The organism is Exiguobacterium sp. SL-10 (assembly GCF_004337025.1).
GTDB lineage: Bacteria > Bacillota > Bacilli > Exiguobacteriales > Exiguobacteriaceae > Exiguobacterium.
The window spans coordinates 192,790-211,709 of the sequence record NZ_SJUP01000001.1; the positions used below are offsets into that span (position 1 = coordinate 192,790).

17 protein-coding genes and 1 other annotated feature are annotated in these 18,920 nt (G+C 49.3%); of the genes, 13 read left to right on the plus strand and 4 right to left on the minus strand.

What is annotated here, in order from left to right; all coding sequences use genetic code 11:
* Positions 1 to 182: 182 nt before the first annotated feature.
* A complete protein-coding gene (locus tag EVJ33_RS00955) occupies positions 183 to 1,841 on the plus strand; it encodes a peptide ABC transporter substrate-binding protein (protein ID WP_131433635.1) in 1,659 nt (552 codons plus the stop codon).
* Between the two features lie 117 nt (positions 1,842 to 1,958).
* On the opposite strand, the gene trpS is transcribed toward EVJ33_RS00955, so the two are convergent.
* Together trpS and EVJ33_RS00965 are read right to left on the minus strand one after the other, a co-directional pair.
* Entirely contained in the window at positions 1,959 to 2,960 is a 1,002-nt protein-coding gene (gene trpS / locus EVJ33_RS00960; RefSeq protein WP_131433637.1) for a tryptophan--tRNA ligase, read from the minus strand.
* A gap of 47 nt (positions 2,961 to 3,007) precedes the next feature.
* Positions 3,008 to 3,215: a binding site (T-box leader), on the minus strand.
* A gap of 46 nt (positions 3,216 to 3,261) precedes the next feature.
* Positions 3,262 to 3,630, minus strand: a complete 369-nt coding sequence (locus EVJ33_RS00965; protein WP_131433639.1) for a DUF3899 domain-containing protein — start codon at positions 3,628 to 3,630, stop codon at positions 3,262 to 3,264.
* A 272-nt stretch (positions 3,631 to 3,902) separates the two neighbouring features.
* Between EVJ33_RS00965 and EVJ33_RS00970 the strand changes: the two genes are divergently transcribed.
* The 5 genes from EVJ33_RS00970 to EVJ33_RS00990 all read left to right on the plus strand — a co-directional run bounded on the left by EVJ33_RS00970 (position 3,903) and on the right by EVJ33_RS00990 (position 9,821).
* Complete coding sequence (locus EVJ33_RS00970) at positions 3,903 to 5,519, plus strand: peptide ABC transporter substrate-binding protein (RefSeq protein ID WP_131433641.1); 1,617 nt, start codon at positions 3,903 to 3,905, stop codon at positions 5,517 to 5,519.
* Between the two features lie 302 nt (positions 5,520 to 5,821).
* The gene (gene opp3b / locus EVJ33_RS00975) at positions 5,822 to 6,748 is read left to right on the plus strand and encodes an oligopeptide ABC transporter permease (RefSeq protein WP_131433643.1); all 927 of its coding nucleotides are present in this window, start codon (positions 5,822 to 5,824) and stop codon (positions 6,746 to 6,748) included.
* On the plus strand, positions 6,748 to 7,773 hold the full coding sequence (opp3C, locus tag EVJ33_RS00980) for an oligopeptide ABC transporter permease (protein WP_131433645.1): 1,026 nt from the start codon (positions 6,748 to 6,750) through the stop codon (positions 7,771 to 7,773). The genes opp3b and opp3C overlap by 1 nt, the downstream gene beginning before the upstream one ends.
* Before the next feature lie 24 nt (positions 7,774 to 7,797).
* A complete protein-coding gene (locus EVJ33_RS00985) occupies positions 7,798 to 8,871 on the plus strand; it encodes an ABC transporter ATP-binding protein (RefSeq protein ID WP_131433647.1) in 1,074 nt (357 codons plus the stop codon).
* Entirely contained in the window at positions 8,871 to 9,821 is a 951-nt protein-coding gene (locus EVJ33_RS00990; protein ID WP_131433649.1) for an ABC transporter ATP-binding protein, read from the plus strand. Before EVJ33_RS00985 ends, EVJ33_RS00990 begins: the two co-directional genes overlap by 1 nt.
* Positions 9,822 to 9,894: 73 nt before the next feature.
* On the opposite strand, the gene EVJ33_RS00995 is transcribed toward EVJ33_RS00990, so the two are convergent.
* Complete coding sequence (locus EVJ33_RS00995) at positions 9,895 to 10,425, minus strand: HD domain-containing protein (RefSeq protein ID WP_131433651.1); 531 nt, start codon at positions 10,423 to 10,425, stop codon at positions 9,895 to 9,897.
* 223 nt (positions 10,426 to 10,648) lie between these two features.
* Between EVJ33_RS00995 and EVJ33_RS15490 the strand changes: the two genes are divergently transcribed.
* The 4 genes from EVJ33_RS15490 (at position 10,649) to EVJ33_RS01010 (ending at position 13,502) form a co-directional block, all read left to right on the plus strand.
* Complete coding sequence (locus EVJ33_RS15490) at positions 10,649 to 10,786, plus strand: hypothetical protein (RefSeq protein WP_201739646.1); 138 nt, start codon at positions 10,649 to 10,651, stop codon at positions 10,784 to 10,786.
* A gap of 179 nt (positions 10,787 to 10,965) precedes the next feature.
* Entirely contained in the window at positions 10,966 to 11,364 is a 399-nt protein-coding gene (gene spxA / locus EVJ33_RS01000) for a transcriptional regulator SpxA (protein WP_131433653.1), read from the plus strand.
* Between the two features lie 180 nt (positions 11,365 to 11,544).
* Positions 11,545 to 12,201, plus strand: coding sequence for an adaptor protein MecA (gene mecA / locus EVJ33_RS01005; protein WP_131433655.1), 657 nt, complete (start codon positions 11,545 to 11,547; stop codon positions 12,199 to 12,201).
* A 68-nt stretch (positions 12,202 to 12,269) separates the two neighbouring features.
* Complete coding sequence (locus EVJ33_RS01010) at positions 12,270 to 13,502, plus strand: DUF2254 domain-containing protein (protein WP_131433657.1); 1,233 nt, start codon at positions 12,270 to 12,272, stop codon at positions 13,500 to 13,502.
* Between the two features lie 42 nt (positions 13,503 to 13,544).
* Here EVJ33_RS01010 and EVJ33_RS01015 read toward each other — a convergent pair whose 3' ends face one another.
* Positions 13,545 to 14,267: an SDR family NAD(P)-dependent oxidoreductase gene (locus EVJ33_RS01015; RefSeq protein WP_131433659.1), complete on the minus strand. Its 723-nt coding sequence runs from the start codon at positions 14,265 to 14,267 to the stop codon at positions 13,545 to 13,547.
* Between the two features lie 81 nt (positions 14,268 to 14,348).
* Here EVJ33_RS01015 and cls point away from each other — a divergent pair, with 81 nt between their 5' ends.
* From cls to pepF, 3 genes are read left to right on the plus strand one after another with little or no spacing between them, the layout of a single operon-like run.
* On the plus strand, positions 14,349 to 15,860 hold the full coding sequence (cls, locus tag EVJ33_RS01020; protein ID WP_131433661.1) for a cardiolipin synthase: 1,512 nt from the start codon (positions 14,349 to 14,351) through the stop codon (positions 15,858 to 15,860).
* 12 nt (positions 15,861 to 15,872) lie between these two features.
* Positions 15,873 to 16,934: a competence protein CoiA gene (locus tag EVJ33_RS01025; protein WP_131433663.1), complete on the plus strand. Its 1,062-nt coding sequence runs from the start codon at positions 15,873 to 15,875 to the stop codon at positions 16,932 to 16,934.
* Positions 16,935 to 16,951: 17 nt separating this feature from the next.
* The gene (gene pepF, locus EVJ33_RS01030; protein WP_131433665.1) at positions 16,952 to 18,754 is read left to right on the plus strand and encodes an oligoendopeptidase F; all 1,803 of its coding nucleotides are present in this window, start codon (positions 16,952 to 16,954) and stop codon (positions 18,752 to 18,754) included.
* Positions 18,755 to 18,920: the final 166 nt, after the last annotated feature.

The window sequence follows — 18,920 nt, forward strand, 5'->3', positions numbered from 1 at the left end:
GCGGGCTTTTAGCCTATAATAAAAATTTTTTAGAAAAATCAAAATAAACACTTTGCAAAATTATCAGAATATTGTATTATTGCATCAACGGGATTGTGGTAGCAAAATTTGTAAAGTGAAATATCAGAATTTTCTACCATCGTTCATTTCGTTAAACCGAAAAAAATCAGGGGGTCATCGCAATGAATAAGAAAAAAGGTTTTGCTTTAGCAACGTCGGTAACGCTTCTATCTAGCGCATTCCTAGCAGCTTGCTCGGGTGGGGAAGAAGAGACACCATCAAACGGAGAAGGTTCAGAAGGTTCAGCTGATGAAGCGCAAGTCCTCAACTTGCTCGATAGCTCGGACATCCCTTCACTTAACCCAACACTCGCGACTGACGCGGTATCGTTCAACGTGTTGAACAACGTTAACGAAGGTCTTTATCGTATGAACGACGAAGATAACCCGACACCAGGGATCGCGGAAGATCATGACGTCTCTGAAGACGGGAAAACGTACACGTTCAAAATCCGTGAAGGCGCAACTTGGTCTAACGGTGAGCCTGTAACAGCGAACGACTTCGAATACGCTTGGAAAGAAGTCCTTAACCCGGACAACGCTTCACAATATGCTTACGTCATGTCAATCATCGAAGGTGCTGAAGCCTACAACACTGGTGAAGGCGAGCGCGACGCTGTCGGCGTCAAAGCACTTGATGAGCAGACACTTGAAGTTAAATTGACTGCACCAGCAGACTACTTCCTCGGCCTCACAAGCTTCGGCGTATTCATGCCTAAACTTGAATCGTTCGACAAAGAGCAAGGCGAGAACTTCGGTACGTCTGCAGAGACAACGCTCTACAACGGACCGTTCAAACTCGAAAGCTGGGAGCGCGAGCAAGGCTGGAAAATGGTCAAAAACGACGACTACTGGGATGCTGAAGCCGTCAAACTTGACGAAATCAACGTTAAAGTCGTTAAAGAAGTTTCAACAGGCGTCAACTTGTACGAAAACGGCGACGTTGACCGCACTGGTTTGACTTCTGAACTCGTTGCGCAATACCAAGACAACGAAGACTTCTCTACTGTCGTCGAGCCAACACTCTTCTACCTCCAGTTCAACACTGCGGTTGAAGCACTCGACAACCAAAACATCCGTAACGCGATTGACGCGGCATACGATAAAGCAGCGATCTCTGAAACGCTCCTTGCGAACGGTTCAATCCCTGCCAACTACCTCGTACCAAAAGACTTCGTAACTGGACCAGACGGCGCGGACTTCCGTGAAGCGAACGGCGACATCGGCGGCTACGACGTGGATAAAGCGAAAGATCTATGGGAAAAAGGACTTGAAGAAATCGGTCAAGACTCTGTCGAAATCGAGCTCCTCAACTACGACTCAGAATCTGCGAAGCAAATCGGTGAGTTCATCAAAGGTGAACTTGAGAAGAACCTTCCAGGTATCACGCTTACAATCAAGCAACAACCGTTCAACAACAAACTTGACCTTGAGAACAAAGGTGAGTTCGAGTTGACATTCGCTGGATGGGGCCCTGACTACCAGGATCCAATGACATTCGTTGACCTCTTCGTCACTGACGGACCATACAACCGTGGTAAGTGGTCGAACGAAGAATTCGACAAACTCATCGAGTCTGCGAAATCAAGCACAGATGCTGAACAGCGTTGGGCTGACCTTCAAGCTGCAGAGAAAATCGTTCTTGAAGAGAATGCGATCTCGCCAGTTTACCAACGTGGATCGGCTCGCCTCACGAAGCCATATGTTAAGGACATCGTTGAACACGCGTTCGGCGCTGACTACTCATACAAGTGGGCTTACATCGAAGGCAAAGAGCAATAAGAAACAACACGTATACAAAAAAGAGACGGGGACGCCTGTCTCTTTTTTTGTGTCATCAAATTAAGCTAACACACTACACAAAAAAGCCGCCCTTTGAACGCAAAGGGCGGTTTCATCTTATTTTTTCACTTTGGCACGTTTTCGGTTGAGGCCCATCGCTTTCTCGATTTTGGCGAGATTTTTATTGGCGACAGCTTCTGCCTTTTCACGACCAGCATCGAGGATGGCGTCGAGCTCAGGCGAATCGACGAGTTCATGATAGCGATTCTGGATTGGCTCGAGCAAAGCGACGACGGCTTCGGCGACATCTTGCTTGAACGTCCCATAGTTCGAATCTTTGTAACGCTCGACAAGTTCATCGATCGGCGTATCGGTCGAGAGCGAGTAAATCTCAAGCAAGTTCGAGATGCCCGGTTTGTTCTCCCGATCGAAGCTGATGATTCCGCTCGAGTCCGTGACCGCACTCTTGATTTTCTTGCGGATGATGTTCGGTTCATCGAGCATCGAGATGAAGCCTTTCGCGTTCGTGTCCGATTTCGACATCTTTTTGACAGGGTTCGTCAAACTCATGATGCGAGCGCCTTCTTTTTGAATGAGCGGCTCAGGAATCGTGAACGTCTCATAATATCGTTTGTTGAAGCGTTCAGCCAAGTCACGCGTCAATTCGACGTGTTGTTTTTGGTCATCGCCGACCGGGACGAGCTCTGTCCCGTACAAGAGGATATCGGCTGCCATGAGCGTCGGATAGACGAACAGTCCGGCGCCGATGTTTTCACTGTTTTGTGATTTGTCTTTATATTGCGTCATCCGGCCCAGTTCACCCATTCCCGCAATACATGTCAACATCCATCCGAGTTGGGCATGCGCCTTCACTTCAGATTGGACGAAAATCGTCGACTTTTCAGGGTCGAGACCGCAGGCGAGATAGAGTGCCGCAAGTTTGCGCGTATTGTCCATCAACTCGACCCGGTCGAGCTGGACCGTGATCGAATGGAGATCGACAACGCAGTAGAACGCTTCATGTTCTTCTTGGAGCTCGACGAATTGTTTCATCGCGCCTAAGTAGTTACCGAGCGTCACGACGCCGGTCGGTTTAATGCCAGAAAAGATTTTTGCCATGATTGCACCTCCAGAGAATATAAAAAACCGCGGTTCCCCGCCCGATAAATCGGGACGAATAACCGCGGTGCCACCCAAATTTGCATGAAGTTCATGCCACTTGATCGCGTTAACGGGCGTACCCGTCTCGCCGTACTACCGTTCAGGCGAGCCACTCCGAAGTCCATTCGCTCGACGTTTTCCATCTACTCGCAGCAACGTAGACTCTCTGGGGGAAAGGGGATTCGAGGTACTTGTCTTCTTCTCTGTGTTTCCTATTGTTCTAGCCATAGTGTAGCATATCGCCCATGAAATCGGAAGGTCAAACGAAGGTGATCACGTAGGAGAGAATGATGCTACCGACACCTACATATACCCAACGCCAAGCCGATTGTTTTTGAGATGCGCGTTCTTCTGGTGTCGCTTCTTCGTCTTCTTCGTAATCCGGGTCAATTTCTTTCAATTTGGCGCGTCGGTTCCGTTTAAACCCGTACATGATGCCGTCAAAAAGTCCAGACGCGCTCATTTGAGAGAACATACCAATCGCAAAGACGAGCATCCCGGCGACGAACAAACCGCCACTCAAATGAAACAATAACGTTTCATCTTTGTAATAAGATACGCTCGACCAGACCGTATAGGCAATTGTGACAATTCCCCAAACGATTAATATACTTCTAAAATTTTTCAATATGACAAACTCCTTTCAGTGTGGATGGACTCCAGCGAGTCATCCGCCCTATGGCTCTATGATACCTGTTGATTAGTGAAGAAGGCGAGAAGTTCGTGTTGAAAATGACAGCGGTTTAATAGGGAGTTGACAGTTTCATTAAAAATTTTTTACAATAGCCCTAACGTTCTTTCGTCGGATACAAAATGAAATATTCAGAAAATTAAAGAAAAAGTAAGATGTTATCGTCCGACGAAACGCCATGCTTCACGATTCAGAAAGGGGACATCGCAATGAAGAAAAAATCGATTTTGCTCATGATGACACTCATCTTGGCACTCGGTTCAGTGCTCGCCGCTTGCTCGACTGGCGGAGACTCTGACGGCGGTTCGTCTTCGAACGGAGAAAAAGTTCTCCGCTTGACGGACACGTCTGATATTACAACGGCTGACCCGGCGCTCGCGACGGACGCAGTCGCGTTCAACTTGATCGCCAACACGATGGAAGGACTTTACCGTCTAGATCAAGACGGGAATGCCGTTCCAGCCATCGCCGAAGGAGAACCAGAAGTGAACGAAGACGAAACGGTCTATACGTTCACACTTCGTGACGCGGAATGGTCAAACGGCGAACCTGTCACAGCGAACGACTTCGTCTACGCTTGGCAACGCGCCGTGGATCCTGAAACAGGTTCACAATACGCGTACATCATGAACACAGTTAAAAATGCTGAAGCGATCAACACAGGAGATCTTCCAAAAGAAGACCTTGGTGTGAAAGCAATCGATGAGAAGACGCTTGAAGTCACACTCGAACGTCCAGACCCATCATTCATCTCACTCACGTCGTTCGGTACGTTCACACCGATCAACGAAGCGTTCGCCACTGAAAAAGGTGCGGATTTCTCGACGACTCCAGAGAACCACATTTACAACGGTCCATTCACATGGTCGGAGTGGGATCGTGAGCAAGGGTACGTGTTGACGAAAAACGACGCGTATTGGGATGCAGAAAATGTATCACTTGAGAAAGTCGACGTTCGTGTCGTCAAAGACACGTCGACTGTCGTCAACTTGTATGAAGCAGGAGAAGTCGACTACGCTGGCCTCTCATCTGAACAAGTTGCTGCTTTCCAAGAGAACGATGACTATAACACAGGCCTTCGTTCAAGCGTCGGTTACTTCAAATTCAACCATGAAGATGAAGTCTTCGCTGACGTCAACGCTCGTAAAGCGATCGCTCGTGCAGTCGACCCAGCCGGGATTATCGACCAACTCTTGAACAACGGTTCAATCGCCACGACTTCATTTATCCCGAAAGACTTCATCAAGTATGAAGACGGCACGGATTACACAGAAGGCGTGACACACTTTGAGACGAACGCTGATGAAGCGGCATCACTTTGGGAAGAAGCGACTGGCGGCGAAGCTGCTACAATCGAACTTCTCTCATTCGACAGCGAAGTATCGAAACAAATCTCAGAGTATATGAAAGGCCAAATCGAATCGAACTTACCGAACGTGACTGTGAACATCTCACAACAACCGTTCAACAATAAGCTCGAACTCGAAGCGAACGGAGAGTACCAAATGTCATTCGCCCTTTGGGGACCTGACTATCAAGATCCGCTCACTAACCTTGGCATCTTCACGTCTGACAACGGTCAAAACGACATCAACTACAAGTCTGCTGCCTATGACAAGTTGATTGATGAGGCATCTGCTGAAACTGCAATCGATGCTCGTTATGACAAATTTAAAGAAGCTGAGACGCTCTTGATCGAACAAGATCAAGCCATCATGCCGATTTATCAAGCTGGTGTGGCTTACTTGCTCCGTCCAAACGTCGAAAACTTCAACCGTCAACTATTTGGTGCTGATTACCAGTATAAATACGTCGACATCAACTAAAAGAGAAGGGGGCATGCATCATGCATGTCCCCCCTTTTCTAAAAAAAAACCGGAAATGAGAGAAAATACTATTCAAATGTTTTGTTGGTAAAGTATAATGTAGTAACAGTGAAAATTCAGAATACTTTACAAACTAAGGATTCTTTAATTTTCATGTGCTGTGCTAAGAGCCTTGAGATGACGTTTGACCTATTCTTTCAGAAAATTCCTTTCATTTTGTGAATTCAAGAAAAGGGCAATATGTCATAATGACGCTGTTGGTGCAAGCATAGACACATTAGAAAAACAGGGGGTATTTATTTATGGGACGTTATATTCTGCAACGGCTGACTTACGGCCTCATCACGTTCTTCTTGATTGCGACGTTCACGTTTTTCCTGATGGACCTGCTTCCAGGTTCGCCTTACCAAAACCAGGAGAAATTGACGGAGACACAAATTCAGCTCTTGAACGATCGTTACGGACTCAATGATCCGCTTCCAGTTCGTTATGCGACGTACTTAGGGAACCTTGTGCAAGGTGACCTCGGCGTGTCATTCCGTACGGCCAACCGGCCAGTGACGGAGTTGATTATGGAACGAATTGGACCTTCGGCACAATTAGGTATTCAAGCATTAGTCCTTGGTACTTTTGTTGGGTTGTTGCTCGGAATCGTAGCAGCCATCCGTCATAACACGTACATCGACTATGGTTCAATGTTCATATCGGTTATCGGGATTTCTGTCCCATCATTCGTATTTGCCGCCCTCCTTCAGTACTATGTAGGGGTTAAGTTGCAAATCCTCCCTGTCGCGTTTTGGGATTCACCGGCGCATACGATTTTGCCGACCATCTCGCTCTCGCTCGGTGTTACGGCGGCGATTGCTCGTTTCGTTCGTACCGAGATGCTAGAAGTGACCGGACAAGATTATGTCACGCTCGCGAAGGCGAAAGGATTGACCGGGAATGCCATCGTTTGGAAACACATGGTGCGTAACGCGATGATTCCTGCGATCACGATTCTTGGACCGATGACGGCAGGCCTATTGACAGGGACGTTCGTTATCGAAAAAATCTTTGCGGTTCCTGGACTTGGTGAGTTGTTCGTCACGTCTATTACATTGAATGATTACTCGGTCATCATGGGCACAACGCTCTTCTTCTCGGCCTTGTTCATTATTATCATTCTACTTGTCGACTTGCTCTACGGAGTCGTTGACCCACGTATTCGTCTTGGGGGGGATAACTGATGATTGAAAATAAAAAGAATTTCGAGCAGTTCGACCAAGACATGTTCCAACGTGTCGAGATGAATGAACAGCTCGGTGAACGAATCGCCGGTAAAAGTCTTAACTTCTGGCAAGACGCGTGGATGCGCTTAAAGAAAAACAAAGCGGCGATTTTCTCGTTGTCGATCATTGTCATTCTCGTATTACTCGCATTGTTCGGTCCGATGCTCTCAGGCCGCGATGCTTACGAACAAAATATCTCTCAAGCAAAACTCCCGCCTAAAGTCACTGGACTCGAATGGGCAGGATTTGATGGCATGGCCAATCTTGGTGGCCGTGATATCGACTTCTATGAACAGAAGAATGTCGAAGAGAACTTCTGGTTCGGTACGGACTACCTTGGACGTGACCTTTGGTCCCGTGTTTGGGAAGGGACGCGCATCTCACTCTTCATCGGTTTGATGGCCGCCATCATCGATACGGTCATCGGTGTCGCTTACGGTGGAATCTCGGCTTACTTCGGTGGGCGCACAGATAACATCATGCAACGGATCGTTGAAATTTTGACAGGTGTTCCGAACTTGATTTTAATTATCTTGTTCATTCTGATCTTTGATCCAGGGGTATTCACCATCATCCTCGCGATGACGATTACCGGTTGGATTGGGATGAGTCGACTCGTCCGTGGTCAGATCTTAAAACTTAAGAACCAAGAGTTCGTGTTGGCCGCTCGTACACTCGGTGCGTCAAGCAACCGTTTGATTTTCAAACACTTGATTCCGAACACGCTCGGCGCCATCATTATCACGCTCATGTTCACGATTCCATCTGCCATCTTCTTCGAGGCGTTCCTCAGTTTCATCGGGATCGGGCTTCAACCGCCGCAAGCGTCACTCGGTACGTTGATCAACGACGGATACAAAGAGCTACGGACGTTCCCGTACTTGCTCGTCATCCCGTCAGTCATCATCGTCTTGCTCATGGTCAGCTTCAACTTGCTTGCCGATGGCTTGCGTGATGCGTTCGACCCGAAAATGCGTAAATAATTATAGAAACAGGGGGACTCGTGAATGGAAACGATTTTATCTGTCCGAGACTTAGCGGTCTCGTTCCATACGTATGCTGGAACGGTACAAGCCGTTCGCAACGTATCGTTTGATTTGAAAAAAGGCGAGACGCTCGCCATCGTTGGTGAATCGGGTTCTGGTAAATCCGTCACATCGAAAGCGATTATGCGTCTGATCCCAAACCCGCCAGGTGAAATTACGAACGGAGAGATCTTGTTCGAAGGTAAAGATTTGGCGAAGTTGTCGGAAAAAGAAATGTTGAAAATTCGTGGCCGTGATATCGCCATGATTTTCCAAGACCCAATGACATCACTCAACCCGACGATGACGATCTTTAAACAGATTGCTGAAGGATTGAAGCAGCACCAAGGTCTCACGGGTGAGGATGCGAAGAAGCGTACGCTCGAATTGCTCACACTCGTTGGGATCCCGAACCCAGAGGCACGTCTCAAGCAATATCCGCACCAACTTTCAGGTGGTATGCGTCAACGGATCGTTATCGCGATCGCACTCGCATGTAACCCGAAAGTGTTGATTGCCGATGAGCCGACGACGGCCCTCGACGTAACGATTCAAGCTCAAATTTTGGAGCTCTTGAAAGATATTCAACAAAAGACGGGCACAGCGATCATTTTCATTACGCACGACCTTGGTGTCGTGGCGAACATGGCAGACCGTGTTGCCGTCATGTACGCCGGAAAGATTGTTGAGAAAGGGACGGTCGATGAGATCTTCTACGAGCCACGTCACCCATACGCATGGGGCTTGCTCGGATCGATGCCACGTCCGACCGACGACCCGAATGAGGCGCTTCCGGCGATCCCGGGAACACCGCCAAACTTGCTCAACCCGCCTAAAGGCGATGCTTTCGCACCACGTAATCCGTATGCGATGAAAATCGACTTTGAAAAAGAACCACCGATGTTCCAAATTAGTGACACGCACTATGCGGCGAGCTGGTTACTGCACCCACAAGCACCGCAAGTGACGCCGCCACGAGCCATCCGTGACCTTGCTCTCAAGTACCGTCCGGACAGCGCGTTCGCGAAATCGATTTTGAAAGGTGGTGCTGAATAATGGAACGCGAGAAATTACTCGAAGTAAAAGACCTGAAGCAGCACTTTAAAATTGGCCGAGGTCGCGTCGTCAAAGCGGTCGACGGTATCTCGTTCGATATTTATAAAGGCGAAGTACTCGGTCTCGTTGGCGAATCAGGTTGTGGGAAATCGACGACAGGTCGTACCATCATCGGACTGTATGACGCGACCGACGGAGACGTCATCTTCAAAGGCGAGAACGTCCACGGGAAAAAGAATAAAGCTGAAAAGCTGAAGTTCAACCGGGCGATGCAAATGATTTTCCAAGATCCATACGCATCGCTCAACCCACGGATGACAGTCGCTGATATCATTGCTGAAGGTATTGATATCCACGGCCTCGCTAAGACGAAAGAAGACCGGATGAATCGTGTCTATGACCTCCTTGAAACAGTTGGTCTTACGAAAGAGCACGCGAGCCGTTACCCACACGAATTCTCGGGTGGACAGCGTCAGCGGATCGGGATTGCCCGCGCTCTCGCGGTCGAACCAGACTTCATCATCGCCGATGAGCCAATCTCGGCTCTCGACGTATCGATTCAAGCCCAGGTCGTCAACTTGATGAAAGAATTGCAACGCGACCGTGACTTGACGTACTTGTTCATCGCTCACGATTTGTCGATGGTCAAGTATATCTCAGACCGGATCGGTGTTATGTATCAAGGTCATCTCGTCGAACTCGCTCCTGCAGCGCGTTTGTATGAGAACCCAATCCACGCTTACACGAAGTCGCTTCTCTCAGCGATCCCGCTTCCGGATCCAGAGCATGAGCGCACACGTAAGCGGATCGTGTATGAGTCAAAATCACTCGGTGCCGTCGGACGTTCGGATGAAGATTCAAGCATCCCGCCGCTCCGCGAAGTCGAGCCAGGTCATTACGTCTCGTTGACAGACGAAGAGTACGAAGCGTATAAAGCGCAACTCGTATAACCAGAAAGTCCCGAATCCAAAAGGATTCGGGACTTTTTTGAAGGCAAATAAAAACACCGTCAATCAGACGGTGTCAGGCGTTGGAGATGCGTGGCAAGTTCGAGAGCCGTTCGACGACCGCGTCAATCAAACGGACACGGGCCAAGGCGTCTTCGATGTCCATCGTCTCGTAGTGGTGGAGACCGCCTGGTTGTTCGACGTACGTATCGGCATCATGGACGAGTTGTTGGAGCGGTGTCCGTTGAATTCGGCTAGGCGGTAAATAAGAATCGGTATGAAGTAAAATCATAACCGAGACCTCTTTTGCACGTGCCGGATCTTCTCCGAGTCGAATCAATAGTTTATGAGCGCGTTCGGCTCCTTTAATGGCGTGGATATCGTTTTGGCGATACAAGTCGTAGTTCCATTTTCCTTCGGTATACCATTCGTAATGACCGATGTCATGGAGTAGGGCGGCTTTCGTTGCTAAATCCGTATCGAGTCCTCGTCGCGTCGCCAATTCGAGAGCGCGTTCACACACATCGACGGCGTGTTTTAGACCGGAACGGGTCAAGTATTTCTGGGTGACCGGGTGTTGCATAATCGTCTCTAACGTAATTCTCATATTCGCTCTCCTCCTTGGTGATTTCAAAGGTTATTTCTATTAACTATACGGGAATTGAATAAGAAAAGCAAATTTGGAACATGTGAAATGATGAAAAACAGTAAGATTGTTCAACCATTTTCATAAGAATGTGCTATAATTTAATTGTAGATTAGTGCAAGTTCAAGATTTTCAGATTCAGTAACGGTCGGTCGAGTCCTTATGACGTTGGGGGTGAGAGACCATGAAAGAGCGTGACAAAGTATTGCAAAAGAAAAAGAAACTTCTAAAGGAAGTCCTGAAGAAGAAATTGAAAGACTTACAAGTGAAGCCTGGCAAAGAGACGGTGTCCCAACCGGTTTCTCGGATGCCGGCGTCCTAAAACGGTCGATCAAGGGTCGCATTCTCCTGAATGCGTCCTCTTTTCTTACTTGAATGAGAAAAGTTATCATTGAAGTTTCAATAATTAAGAATTATTATAATTAAGTGAACGATTTTTTGGGTATACAAATAGAGTCACTTGAAAAAGATGAACGAACACTTGATCAGGGAGGAACGAAAATGGTCACACTGTACACGTCTCCGAGCTGCACATCGTGCCGAAAAGCACGCGCATGGCTCGAGGAGCATGATATCCCATTCACGGAACGGAACATATTTTCAGAACCACTCTCACTCAATGAGATCAAACAAATCTTGCGTATGACAGAAGATGGGACGGATGAAATCATCTCGACTCGATCTAAAGTTTTCTCGAAAATCGACGTATCGGTCGATGCGCTTTCACTCCAACAACTATACGATTTGATTCAAGAATATCCTGGACTGCTCCGCCGTCCGATTTTGATTGATGATAAACGTCTTCAAGTCGGGTACAACGAAGATGAGATTCGTCGATTCTTGCCGCGCAAGGTCCGGACGTTCCAACTTCAAGAAGCGCAACGACTCGTCAACGAGTGAGGAAGCATACTGTCTAAGCAGTGTGCTTTTTATTATTCCGTTTTTCCGATAAAATAATAGTATCAACCCCATCATCAATAGATTGACACGTTAAAAAAAGGGTACTATGATAACAAGACAATTTCCCCTCTCCTCCTTAATTGTTGAAGTAGGAGTGAGGTGAGAAGGGAGTGGACAATCGTGAAAATTGAGCGCATCAACGACAACACCGTCAAATTTTTCATTACGTATGTCGATATCGAGAAACGCGGTTTCGCTCGTGATGAAATCTGGTATAACCGAGAACGTGGTGAGCAGCTGTTCTGGCAGATGATGGACGAAGCGCACGAACGAGAAGATATCTCGTTTGATGGTCCACTATGGATACAAGTACAAGCGTTTGAAAAAGGACTTGAAGTGACCGTGACAATCGCGAAGAATGTGATTGACTCTGAAGACGACTCTGAGCTCGGTTCACTACTGCGCTCGGCAATCGATGAGGCACGCGATCAGCAATCGGTACTTGATCAATTGAGTGAACTTGATGAAATCGAAGCCGAACCGGAGGCGTGGGCTCCGCTCGCTATGGAGACGGATGACTTTGAGGCGATCATCTCGCTTAGTAAACGCGCAGGCGAGGCGTTGAATAACGTCAACCTCAAGTTATTCCATTACGAAAATCGGTATTACTTGTGGATTGACTTCCCAGACGAGATGGAACCGGAAGAAGAAGAGAACGTATTGAGTCTCTTGGCCGAGTATTTGACGTTCAGCACGCAGACGTTAGCGATGCTTGAAGAATACGGTAAACTCATTCTCGACGGGGATGTCTTCTCGAAAGTCCGTCACTATTTCTAAACCCCAATCGCCTGTTCATATGGACAGGCGATTTTTTTACCAACTTATACATACGAAGAGGTGTCTTGATGCTCAAGCGTTTACAACTGATGTTAGCCGATAGTGCCTGGTTCGTCCCATTCTTGTACGGGGTGGGAGGAATCGTGTTGACGTTCCTTACCCAATATTTTGGAAGTTTTTTTCGAGAACTGTTACCGGAAATCATTTATTTAGACAAGGATTCAGCGGCTTCCGTTCTATCCTCGTCATTCACTAGCCTCATGACGATGATGACGTTCAGCTTTTCGACGATTCTCGTCGTCTTGACAACGTATTCGTCGCAATTCTCGCCCCGGACGATCAATAACTTTTTGACGAACTCGGCGTCGAAGCATACGCTCGGCTTGTTCATTATGACGACAGTATACGGCATTACGAACTTATTCCTCATCCGGACGTCGGAGGAGGATGCCGTGCTCGCGTCAGGCATCAGCGTCCTGCTCGTGGTCAGCTCGATTTGGGCGTTCGTTAAATTCATTCAAACGATCAGCGTCTCGATTCAAGCTGAACGCCTGTTATCATCGTTGCATCGTGAGGCATTATCCGTCATCGAAAACCAAAGACGTGCGATCGAAGAGGAAGATATGTACATCGTCCCGAAACGTGCGATTCACATGTTCGAGGGTCAGGCGGTCTACGCTTCTCGGACGGGCTATGTCCAACTGTTCTCCAGCGAGAAGCAGGAAAACCACGACATCGACTTCGAATCGGTCGTCGCCGTTGGGGACTTCGTGGCGAAAGGAGATATTCTCGGCTATTGGCTCGCGGAAGAAGTACCTGATCTCGACGTTTTTCAAATCGGCGAAGTCCGCTCCTCGATTCAAGACCCGGCGTTCGTCATCGAAAAGTTGAGTGAGATTGCATTGAAAGGCGTTTCACCAGGTATCAATGATCCGAATACGGCGATTCACGCGATCCACTACATCGGGGATATTTTACGTGAACTGAGCCGATTGCCTGCAGGTGACTTTTTATTCTCAAATGACAAGAGTAACTGGCATGCGAAACGTAAAACGATGGAAGCGACGCTATTTGAGGCGTTTGCCCCGGTCAAGACGTACGCGAGCCATGATATCTTTGTGATGGCTTCCGTCTTCGAGGCGATTCGGATTGCCCGACTCCAAGCACATCCGTCGCTCGATGAGACGTTCGAAGACTTCATCGATTACTTTGAGGAGGCACTCGACCTGGATGAGTTTCATCCACGAGAGAAAGCGTTCTTGACGAATCAAATGACACAAGCACGGAAAATACAAGATTGACGAAAATGGAAGGGGCCCGAGAGGACCCCTTCCTTTTTTACGTCATGAGAGGGTGTAACCCCCATCGACGGTGATGGCTTGGCCATTGATGTAGCTTGACGCCTCGCTCAATAAAAACGTCACGACCGGCGCCACTTCATCCGGTTTGGCGGCATGTCCCCGGAAATGATGCGCCATCGCCTCTTGAAACTTGGCCTCACCACCGTACAACTTGTGACTGAGTGGGGTGTCGACCGGCCCAAAGCAGACCGCATTGAAGCGGACTTTCCCTTTCATTCGATGGGCGAACGTCTTCGTCAAGGCGATGACGGCCGCTTTGGATGCAGCATACGGCCCGAGCATCGGCGGGAATTTAACGTGACCGACGATTGCGGCGTTATTGACGACGCTCGCTCCATTGGCAAGGAGCGGGATGGCGCGTTGGATGAGTCGGTTCGTCGCGAGCACGTTCAGTTCGAATACGTCATCGAACGCGGACGTCGGCAAGCGTTCCGGTGTCCCAGGGCGTCCAAATGTCGCTGCGTTATTGAATAGTCCATCTAACGTGATGCCCTGGTTCTTGAGTTCGTCCATCATCGCCTCGATCTCGTCAGGTTGAGACAAATCGCATGCCACGAACGTGATGCGAGCTGATGCCGCCTCGATTTCTTCGCCTCGTGCCTCATCCCGACCGACGCCGATGACGTCATGTCCTGCTTCTGCTAACCGTAAGGCGACGGCCCGTCCAATCCCGCTCGTCGCTCCTGTAATCAAAAATGTGCCCATATTTCGTTCGCTCCCCTCAAAAGATAGTGTTAAGTTGTATAATTATGATAATACAAGATAGAAACGGGGTCAGTTTATAATATGTTGCGACGCATACAAGTCCTTTTATCCCTGATTTTGCTCGCAGGTCTCATTGCCGTATTATCATATTACTGGAGCTCTCAAGTGATCGGCTTGTTTTCAGTGCTCGTATTTTTGACGACGTTCAGCATTTTGCTCGTCATCTTGCTCGAGAACCGCAATCCGCAACGGACGCTCATTTGGGCGATCGTCATGCTTGGATTCCCGGTCGTCGGTCTGTTCGCTTATTTCGTGTTCGGACAGAACTACCGCCGAAAGCGGATGTTCAAAGAAAAAGCGATGCTCGATGAAGAGACATACCTCGCATATCGTCAGAAGGCGATGACGCTGTCACCGTCGCTCATGTTCTCCCACGACGATTATGAGAAACTGCTTCATTTGACGTCGTCACTTAATCAATTACCCGTCTCGTCGAATACGTATACGCAAGTGCTGACGAACGGACAAGAAAAGTTTTCGAAACTGTTGCCAGCCTTGAAAGGAGCGACTCGCCACATCCATCTCGAATATTATATTTTCCGGGAAGATCGTATTTCTCGGGAAATTCAACGTGTTTTGATCGATAAGGCGAGAGCGGGAGTCGAGGTCCGCTTTTTGTACGACGCCGTTGGATCGATTCATACGAGCGGGACATTTTTCGACGAGATGCGTCAAGCGGGCGTCCACGTGAAAGCTTTCTTTCCTGTCGTTTTACCGCTCGTCTCAAGTAAGACGAACTACCGGAACCATCGGAAAATCGTCGTCATCGACGGGACAGAGGCGTTCACCGGCGGCTTAAATGTCGGCGACGAGTATTTGGGCGAACACTCGAAGTTCGGCTTTTGGCGCGACACGCATTTGTACGTCAGAGGGGAAGGGGTGTCAGAGCTACAACTGATTTTCCTACAGGACTGGTACTACATGACGGGTGAGCGCCTGTTCACCCCGTTCTATCTCGAACCGCTCGAGACGGTACGAAGTGCGAGTGGGGGCGTTCAAATCGTGGCGAGCGGGCCGGATGAACCGTATGAGACGATGAAGTCGATTTATTTCGCGCTCATCAACGCCGCGAAAAAGTCGGTCTACATCTCGTCCCCGTACTTGATTCCTGATGAAGACATCATGAGTGCGCTCAAGACCGCCTCCCTCTCCGGAATCGATGTCAGGATTGTGCTTCCGAGCTATCCGGACCATAAGATTGTGTTTTATGCGAGCCGGTCGTATTTTGAAGAGCTGCTGAGCGCCGGAGTGAAAATCTATTTGTACGAGAAGGGGTTCATGCACTCGAAAGTCATCGTCGTCGACGACGGGTTGGCCACGATTGGGACGGCAAACATGGACTTCAGAAGCTTCCACCTCAATTTTGAGGTGAACGCCCTCTTGTATAACACGAACTCCGTCCATCAGCTCAAGCAAGATCTCTATAACGACTTTGAAGGATCACACGAGTTGGAGATTCGGGCGTTTTCGGAACGATCGTACTTCATCAAACTCGTCGAATCATTGGCTCGAATGTTTTCACCACTACTATGAGGGGGGAGCGGAATGCGATTTGCTATCGATCGGACAGGAGGGGATGTGGATGCCCTTACGTTGAGTCGGAAGCGAATCGAACCGTTTGCCCCTTTCGTGTGTCCTGAATGTAGGGAGCGGGTCATCGTCAAGCAAGGCGCGAAACGGCGTCTCCATTTCGCCCATGTTCATCCGTGCGGTCGTGGCGAATCGACAGGACACCACGAAGACAAATGGGGCGTCCGGCAATGGCTTCAAACGCAAGGCTATGCTGTCGAGCAAGAAGTCATCCTCGGTTCACGCCGTGCCGACTTGATTGCGACACGGGACAAGGAACGAATCGTCGTTGAGATTCAGGCGTCCTCACTCCCGGTCGAGTCGTATGGCGAGCGGACACGGTATTATACGGAACGTGGACTAGACGTCGTCTGGTTGGCGAGTGGATTAGAACCTAGCGCTTGGCCTTCATTGCAGCCGTGGATGCGTCACGAACTGTTTAGACGGCATGGCCTCCTTGTTCCTTGCAAGCAAGCACTTTATCGTTTCACCGGGTTCCCGATATCGGTTCGACGCGGCGTTGGTCATTGGCAGAGCATATCGTCATTCACTAGTTCGCCGTTCGAATGCTATTATCGTTTCGACGCCCAGCAATGGGCTCAACTCGTCCGGCGCCGCCGGATGACCCCGCCTTACCCGACGCAACAGTACCGCCGACTGGTCTTGAACCGACTGTATCCGATTGGGATGTTACCGTCCCTCCTGCCGAGTTACTGTTATTTGCCGTTGCCCTCGCTTTGGGGCGTTCATGTCCATCCGTTCACGTTTCAGACGGTGCTTTATTTAAATCGGCGTGAGCGTCCTACCGACTCCGTTGCGTGGAGCATCGAGAAGACGTGCCGCCAGTTTGGTGTGACCCCGACAAGCGACTTTCTCCAAGCGTTTGAAGTACAATGGAGACAACTCTTGAACGTGTTTGATGTGACGGAGTCGGTGCGGGATTGGCACGTCCCAAAGACGCTAGAGACGGCCCTTCTCCACGATCTTCGATTATTTCAAGGGTTTCAGCGATTCATGGCGAAATCGTATACAAACTAGGAAAAGGAAGTGGACATATGTCAGAAGTACTTACACGAAAACAAGTACCCGTCGAGGAGACGTGGAACTTGGAGACGATTTATGCGGACGATCAGGCGTGGGAACACGATTTTGAGGCATTGAAAGCAAACGTGCCGGCCTTGGTCGCGTTTAAAGGTAAACTCGGGGAATCAGCCTCTACTTTGTTTGAAGGCCTGCAACTTCGCGACGACATCTCGCGTCAATTGCATAAACTGTATACATACGCCCATATGCGTTATGACGAAGATACGTCGAACAGTCATTACCAAGCGTTGAACGACCGGGCGGGCTCGCTCGCGGCCCAAATTTCGGCTCAGCTCGCATTCATGACGCCGGAATTGCTCGCCATCGATGAGAGTCAAATCGAGGCGTTCATGGCGGAACACGAATCGCTCAACGTCTATCGCCATGCGTTCGACGAGTTGGCGCAAGAGCGTCCGCACGTGTTGACGGAGGCCGAAGAGGCGATTCTCGCTCAAGCTGGTGACGTGCTCGGCCAGTCGAGTTCGACGTTCGGCATGCTCAACAACGCCGATTTGAAATTCCCGAAAGTGAAGAACGAGAAAGGTGAAGATGTCGAATTGACGCACGGCCGTTACATCACATTCCTCGAGTCGAGCGACCGTAGCGTCCGCGAAGGGGCGTTCAAGGCGATGTACGGCACGTACGAGCAATATTTGAACACGTTCGCCTCGACATTGTCAGGCAGCGTGAAGAAGGATAACTTCTATGCGACGGTCCGTAAGTTCGAGAGTGCCCGTCAAGCGGCGCTCCATCATAACGCCATCCCGGAAGCGGTATACGACGGTCTCGTCGAAGCGGTGAACGAGCGCCTCGACTTGTTGCATCGTTACGTCGCGCTTCGGAAACGGGCACTCGGTGTGGACGAGCTCCATATGTATGACTTGTATACGCCGCTCGTAAAAGACGTGGACATGAAAATCCCATATGACGAAGCGAAAGACTTGATGGTCGAGGGGCTCGCACCACTCGGGGACGAGTACGTCCAAATCGTCAAGGACGGTCTTGATTCACGTTGGGTCGACGTCCGTGAGACGCGTGGCAAACGGAGCGGGGCCTATTCTTCAGGTGCGTATGACACGCAACCGTTCATCTTGATGAACTGGCAAGACAACGTCAACAACTTGTTCACACTCGCCCATGAGTTCGGCCATTCGGTCCATAGCCATTATACACGGGCGTCGCAACCGTATCCGTACGGAGACTATTCGATCTTCGTGGCGGAAGTGGCATCGACGACGAACGAGGCGCTCTTGAACGATTATTTATTGAAGACGCGCACCGACCGTCAAGAGCGGCTCTATCTCTTGAACAACCAACTTGAGACGTTCCGTGGCACGTTGTTCCGTCAGACGATGTTCGCCGAGTTCGAGCATATGATTCATAAAGCGGCACAAGACGGTGTCTCGCTTACGCCTGAGTATTTGAACGAGACGTACCTCGAACTGAACAAACGCTACTTCGGGGACGAGCTCGTCATCGATGGCGAGATTGCCTTCGAATGGGCACGAATCCCGCACTTCTATTACAACTACTACGTCTATCAGTATGCGACAGGCATCTCGGCGTCAGCCGCGTTGTCGCAACAGATCATGGACGAAGGGGAGCCGGCCGTCCGTCGATACATCGACAAATTCTTGAAAGCCGGGTCGAGCGATTACCCGATTGAAGTGTTAAAAGCGGCTGGCGTCGATATGACGACGAAAGCACCAGTACTCGCGGCACTCGATCAGTTCGAGTCTGTGCTCGACGAGATGGAAGCGTTACTCTTCCAATAAGAGAAGCGGGGCGTGAACATTATGTGACAATATGAACAAAGTGCTTGTCAGGTCGCGCTCGTCTCGGTATATTATAAGTGTGAAATCAATCACAAACCCCTTTATTGACCGTAAACTTTCTCCCAACCTGTGATCTGTATAGATACTCGGGTAACAGTGTTCTCCG

What these genes read in the sequence shown, in the direction of transcription:
- EVJ33_RS00985 (WP_131433647.1), top strand. Translation starts at nt 7,798, where the DNA reads ATGGAAACGATTTTATCTGTCCGAGACTTAGCGGTCTCGTTCCATACG.
- opp3b (WP_131433643.1), top strand. Translation starts at nt 5,822, where the DNA reads ATGGGACGTTATATTCTGCAACGGCTGACTTACGGCCTCATCACGTTC.
- EVJ33_RS15490 (WP_201739646.1), top strand. Translation starts at nt 10,649, where the DNA reads ATGAAAGAGCGTGACAAAGTATTGCAAAAGAAAAAGAAACTTCTAAAG.
- EVJ33_RS01015 (WP_131433659.1), bottom strand. Translation starts at nt 14,267, where the DNA reads ATGGGCACATTTTTGATTACAGGAGCGACGAGCGGGATTGGACGGGCC.
- spxA (WP_131433653.1), top strand. Translation starts at nt 10,966, where the DNA reads ATGGTCACACTGTACACGTCTCCGAGCTGCACATCGTGCCGAAAAGCA.
- EVJ33_RS00990 (WP_131433649.1), top strand. Translation starts at nt 8,871, where the DNA reads ATGGAACGCGAGAAATTACTCGAAGTAAAAGACCTGAAGCAGCACTTT.
- EVJ33_RS01025 (WP_131433663.1), top strand. Translation starts at nt 15,873, where the DNA reads ATGCGATTTGCTATCGATCGGACAGGAGGGGATGTGGATGCCCTTACG.
- EVJ33_RS00970 (WP_131433641.1), top strand. Translation starts at nt 3,903, where the DNA reads ATGAAGAAAAAATCGATTTTGCTCATGATGACACTCATCTTGGCACTC.
- opp3C (WP_131433645.1), top strand. Translation starts at nt 6,748, where the DNA reads ATGATTGAAAATAAAAAGAATTTCGAGCAGTTCGACCAAGACATGTTC.
- EVJ33_RS00955 (WP_131433635.1), top strand. Translation starts at nt 183, where the DNA reads ATGAATAAGAAAAAAGGTTTTGCTTTAGCAACGTCGGTAACGCTTCTA.
- trpS (WP_131433637.1), bottom strand. Translation starts at nt 2,960, where the DNA reads ATGGCAAAAATCTTTTCTGGCATTAAACCGACCGGCGTCGTGACGCTC.
- EVJ33_RS00995 (WP_131433651.1), bottom strand. Translation starts at nt 10,425, where the DNA reads ATGAGAATTACGTTAGAGACGATTATGCAACACCCGGTCACCCAGAAA.
- pepF (WP_131433665.1), top strand. Translation starts at nt 16,952, where the DNA reads ATGTCAGAAGTACTTACACGAAAACAAGTACCCGTCGAGGAGACGTGG.
- EVJ33_RS01010 (WP_131433657.1), top strand. Translation starts at nt 12,270, where the DNA reads ATGCTCAAGCGTTTACAACTGATGTTAGCCGATAGTGCCTGGTTCGTC.
- cls (WP_131433661.1), top strand. Translation starts at nt 14,349, where the DNA reads ATGTTGCGACGCATACAAGTCCTTTTATCCCTGATTTTGCTCGCAGGT.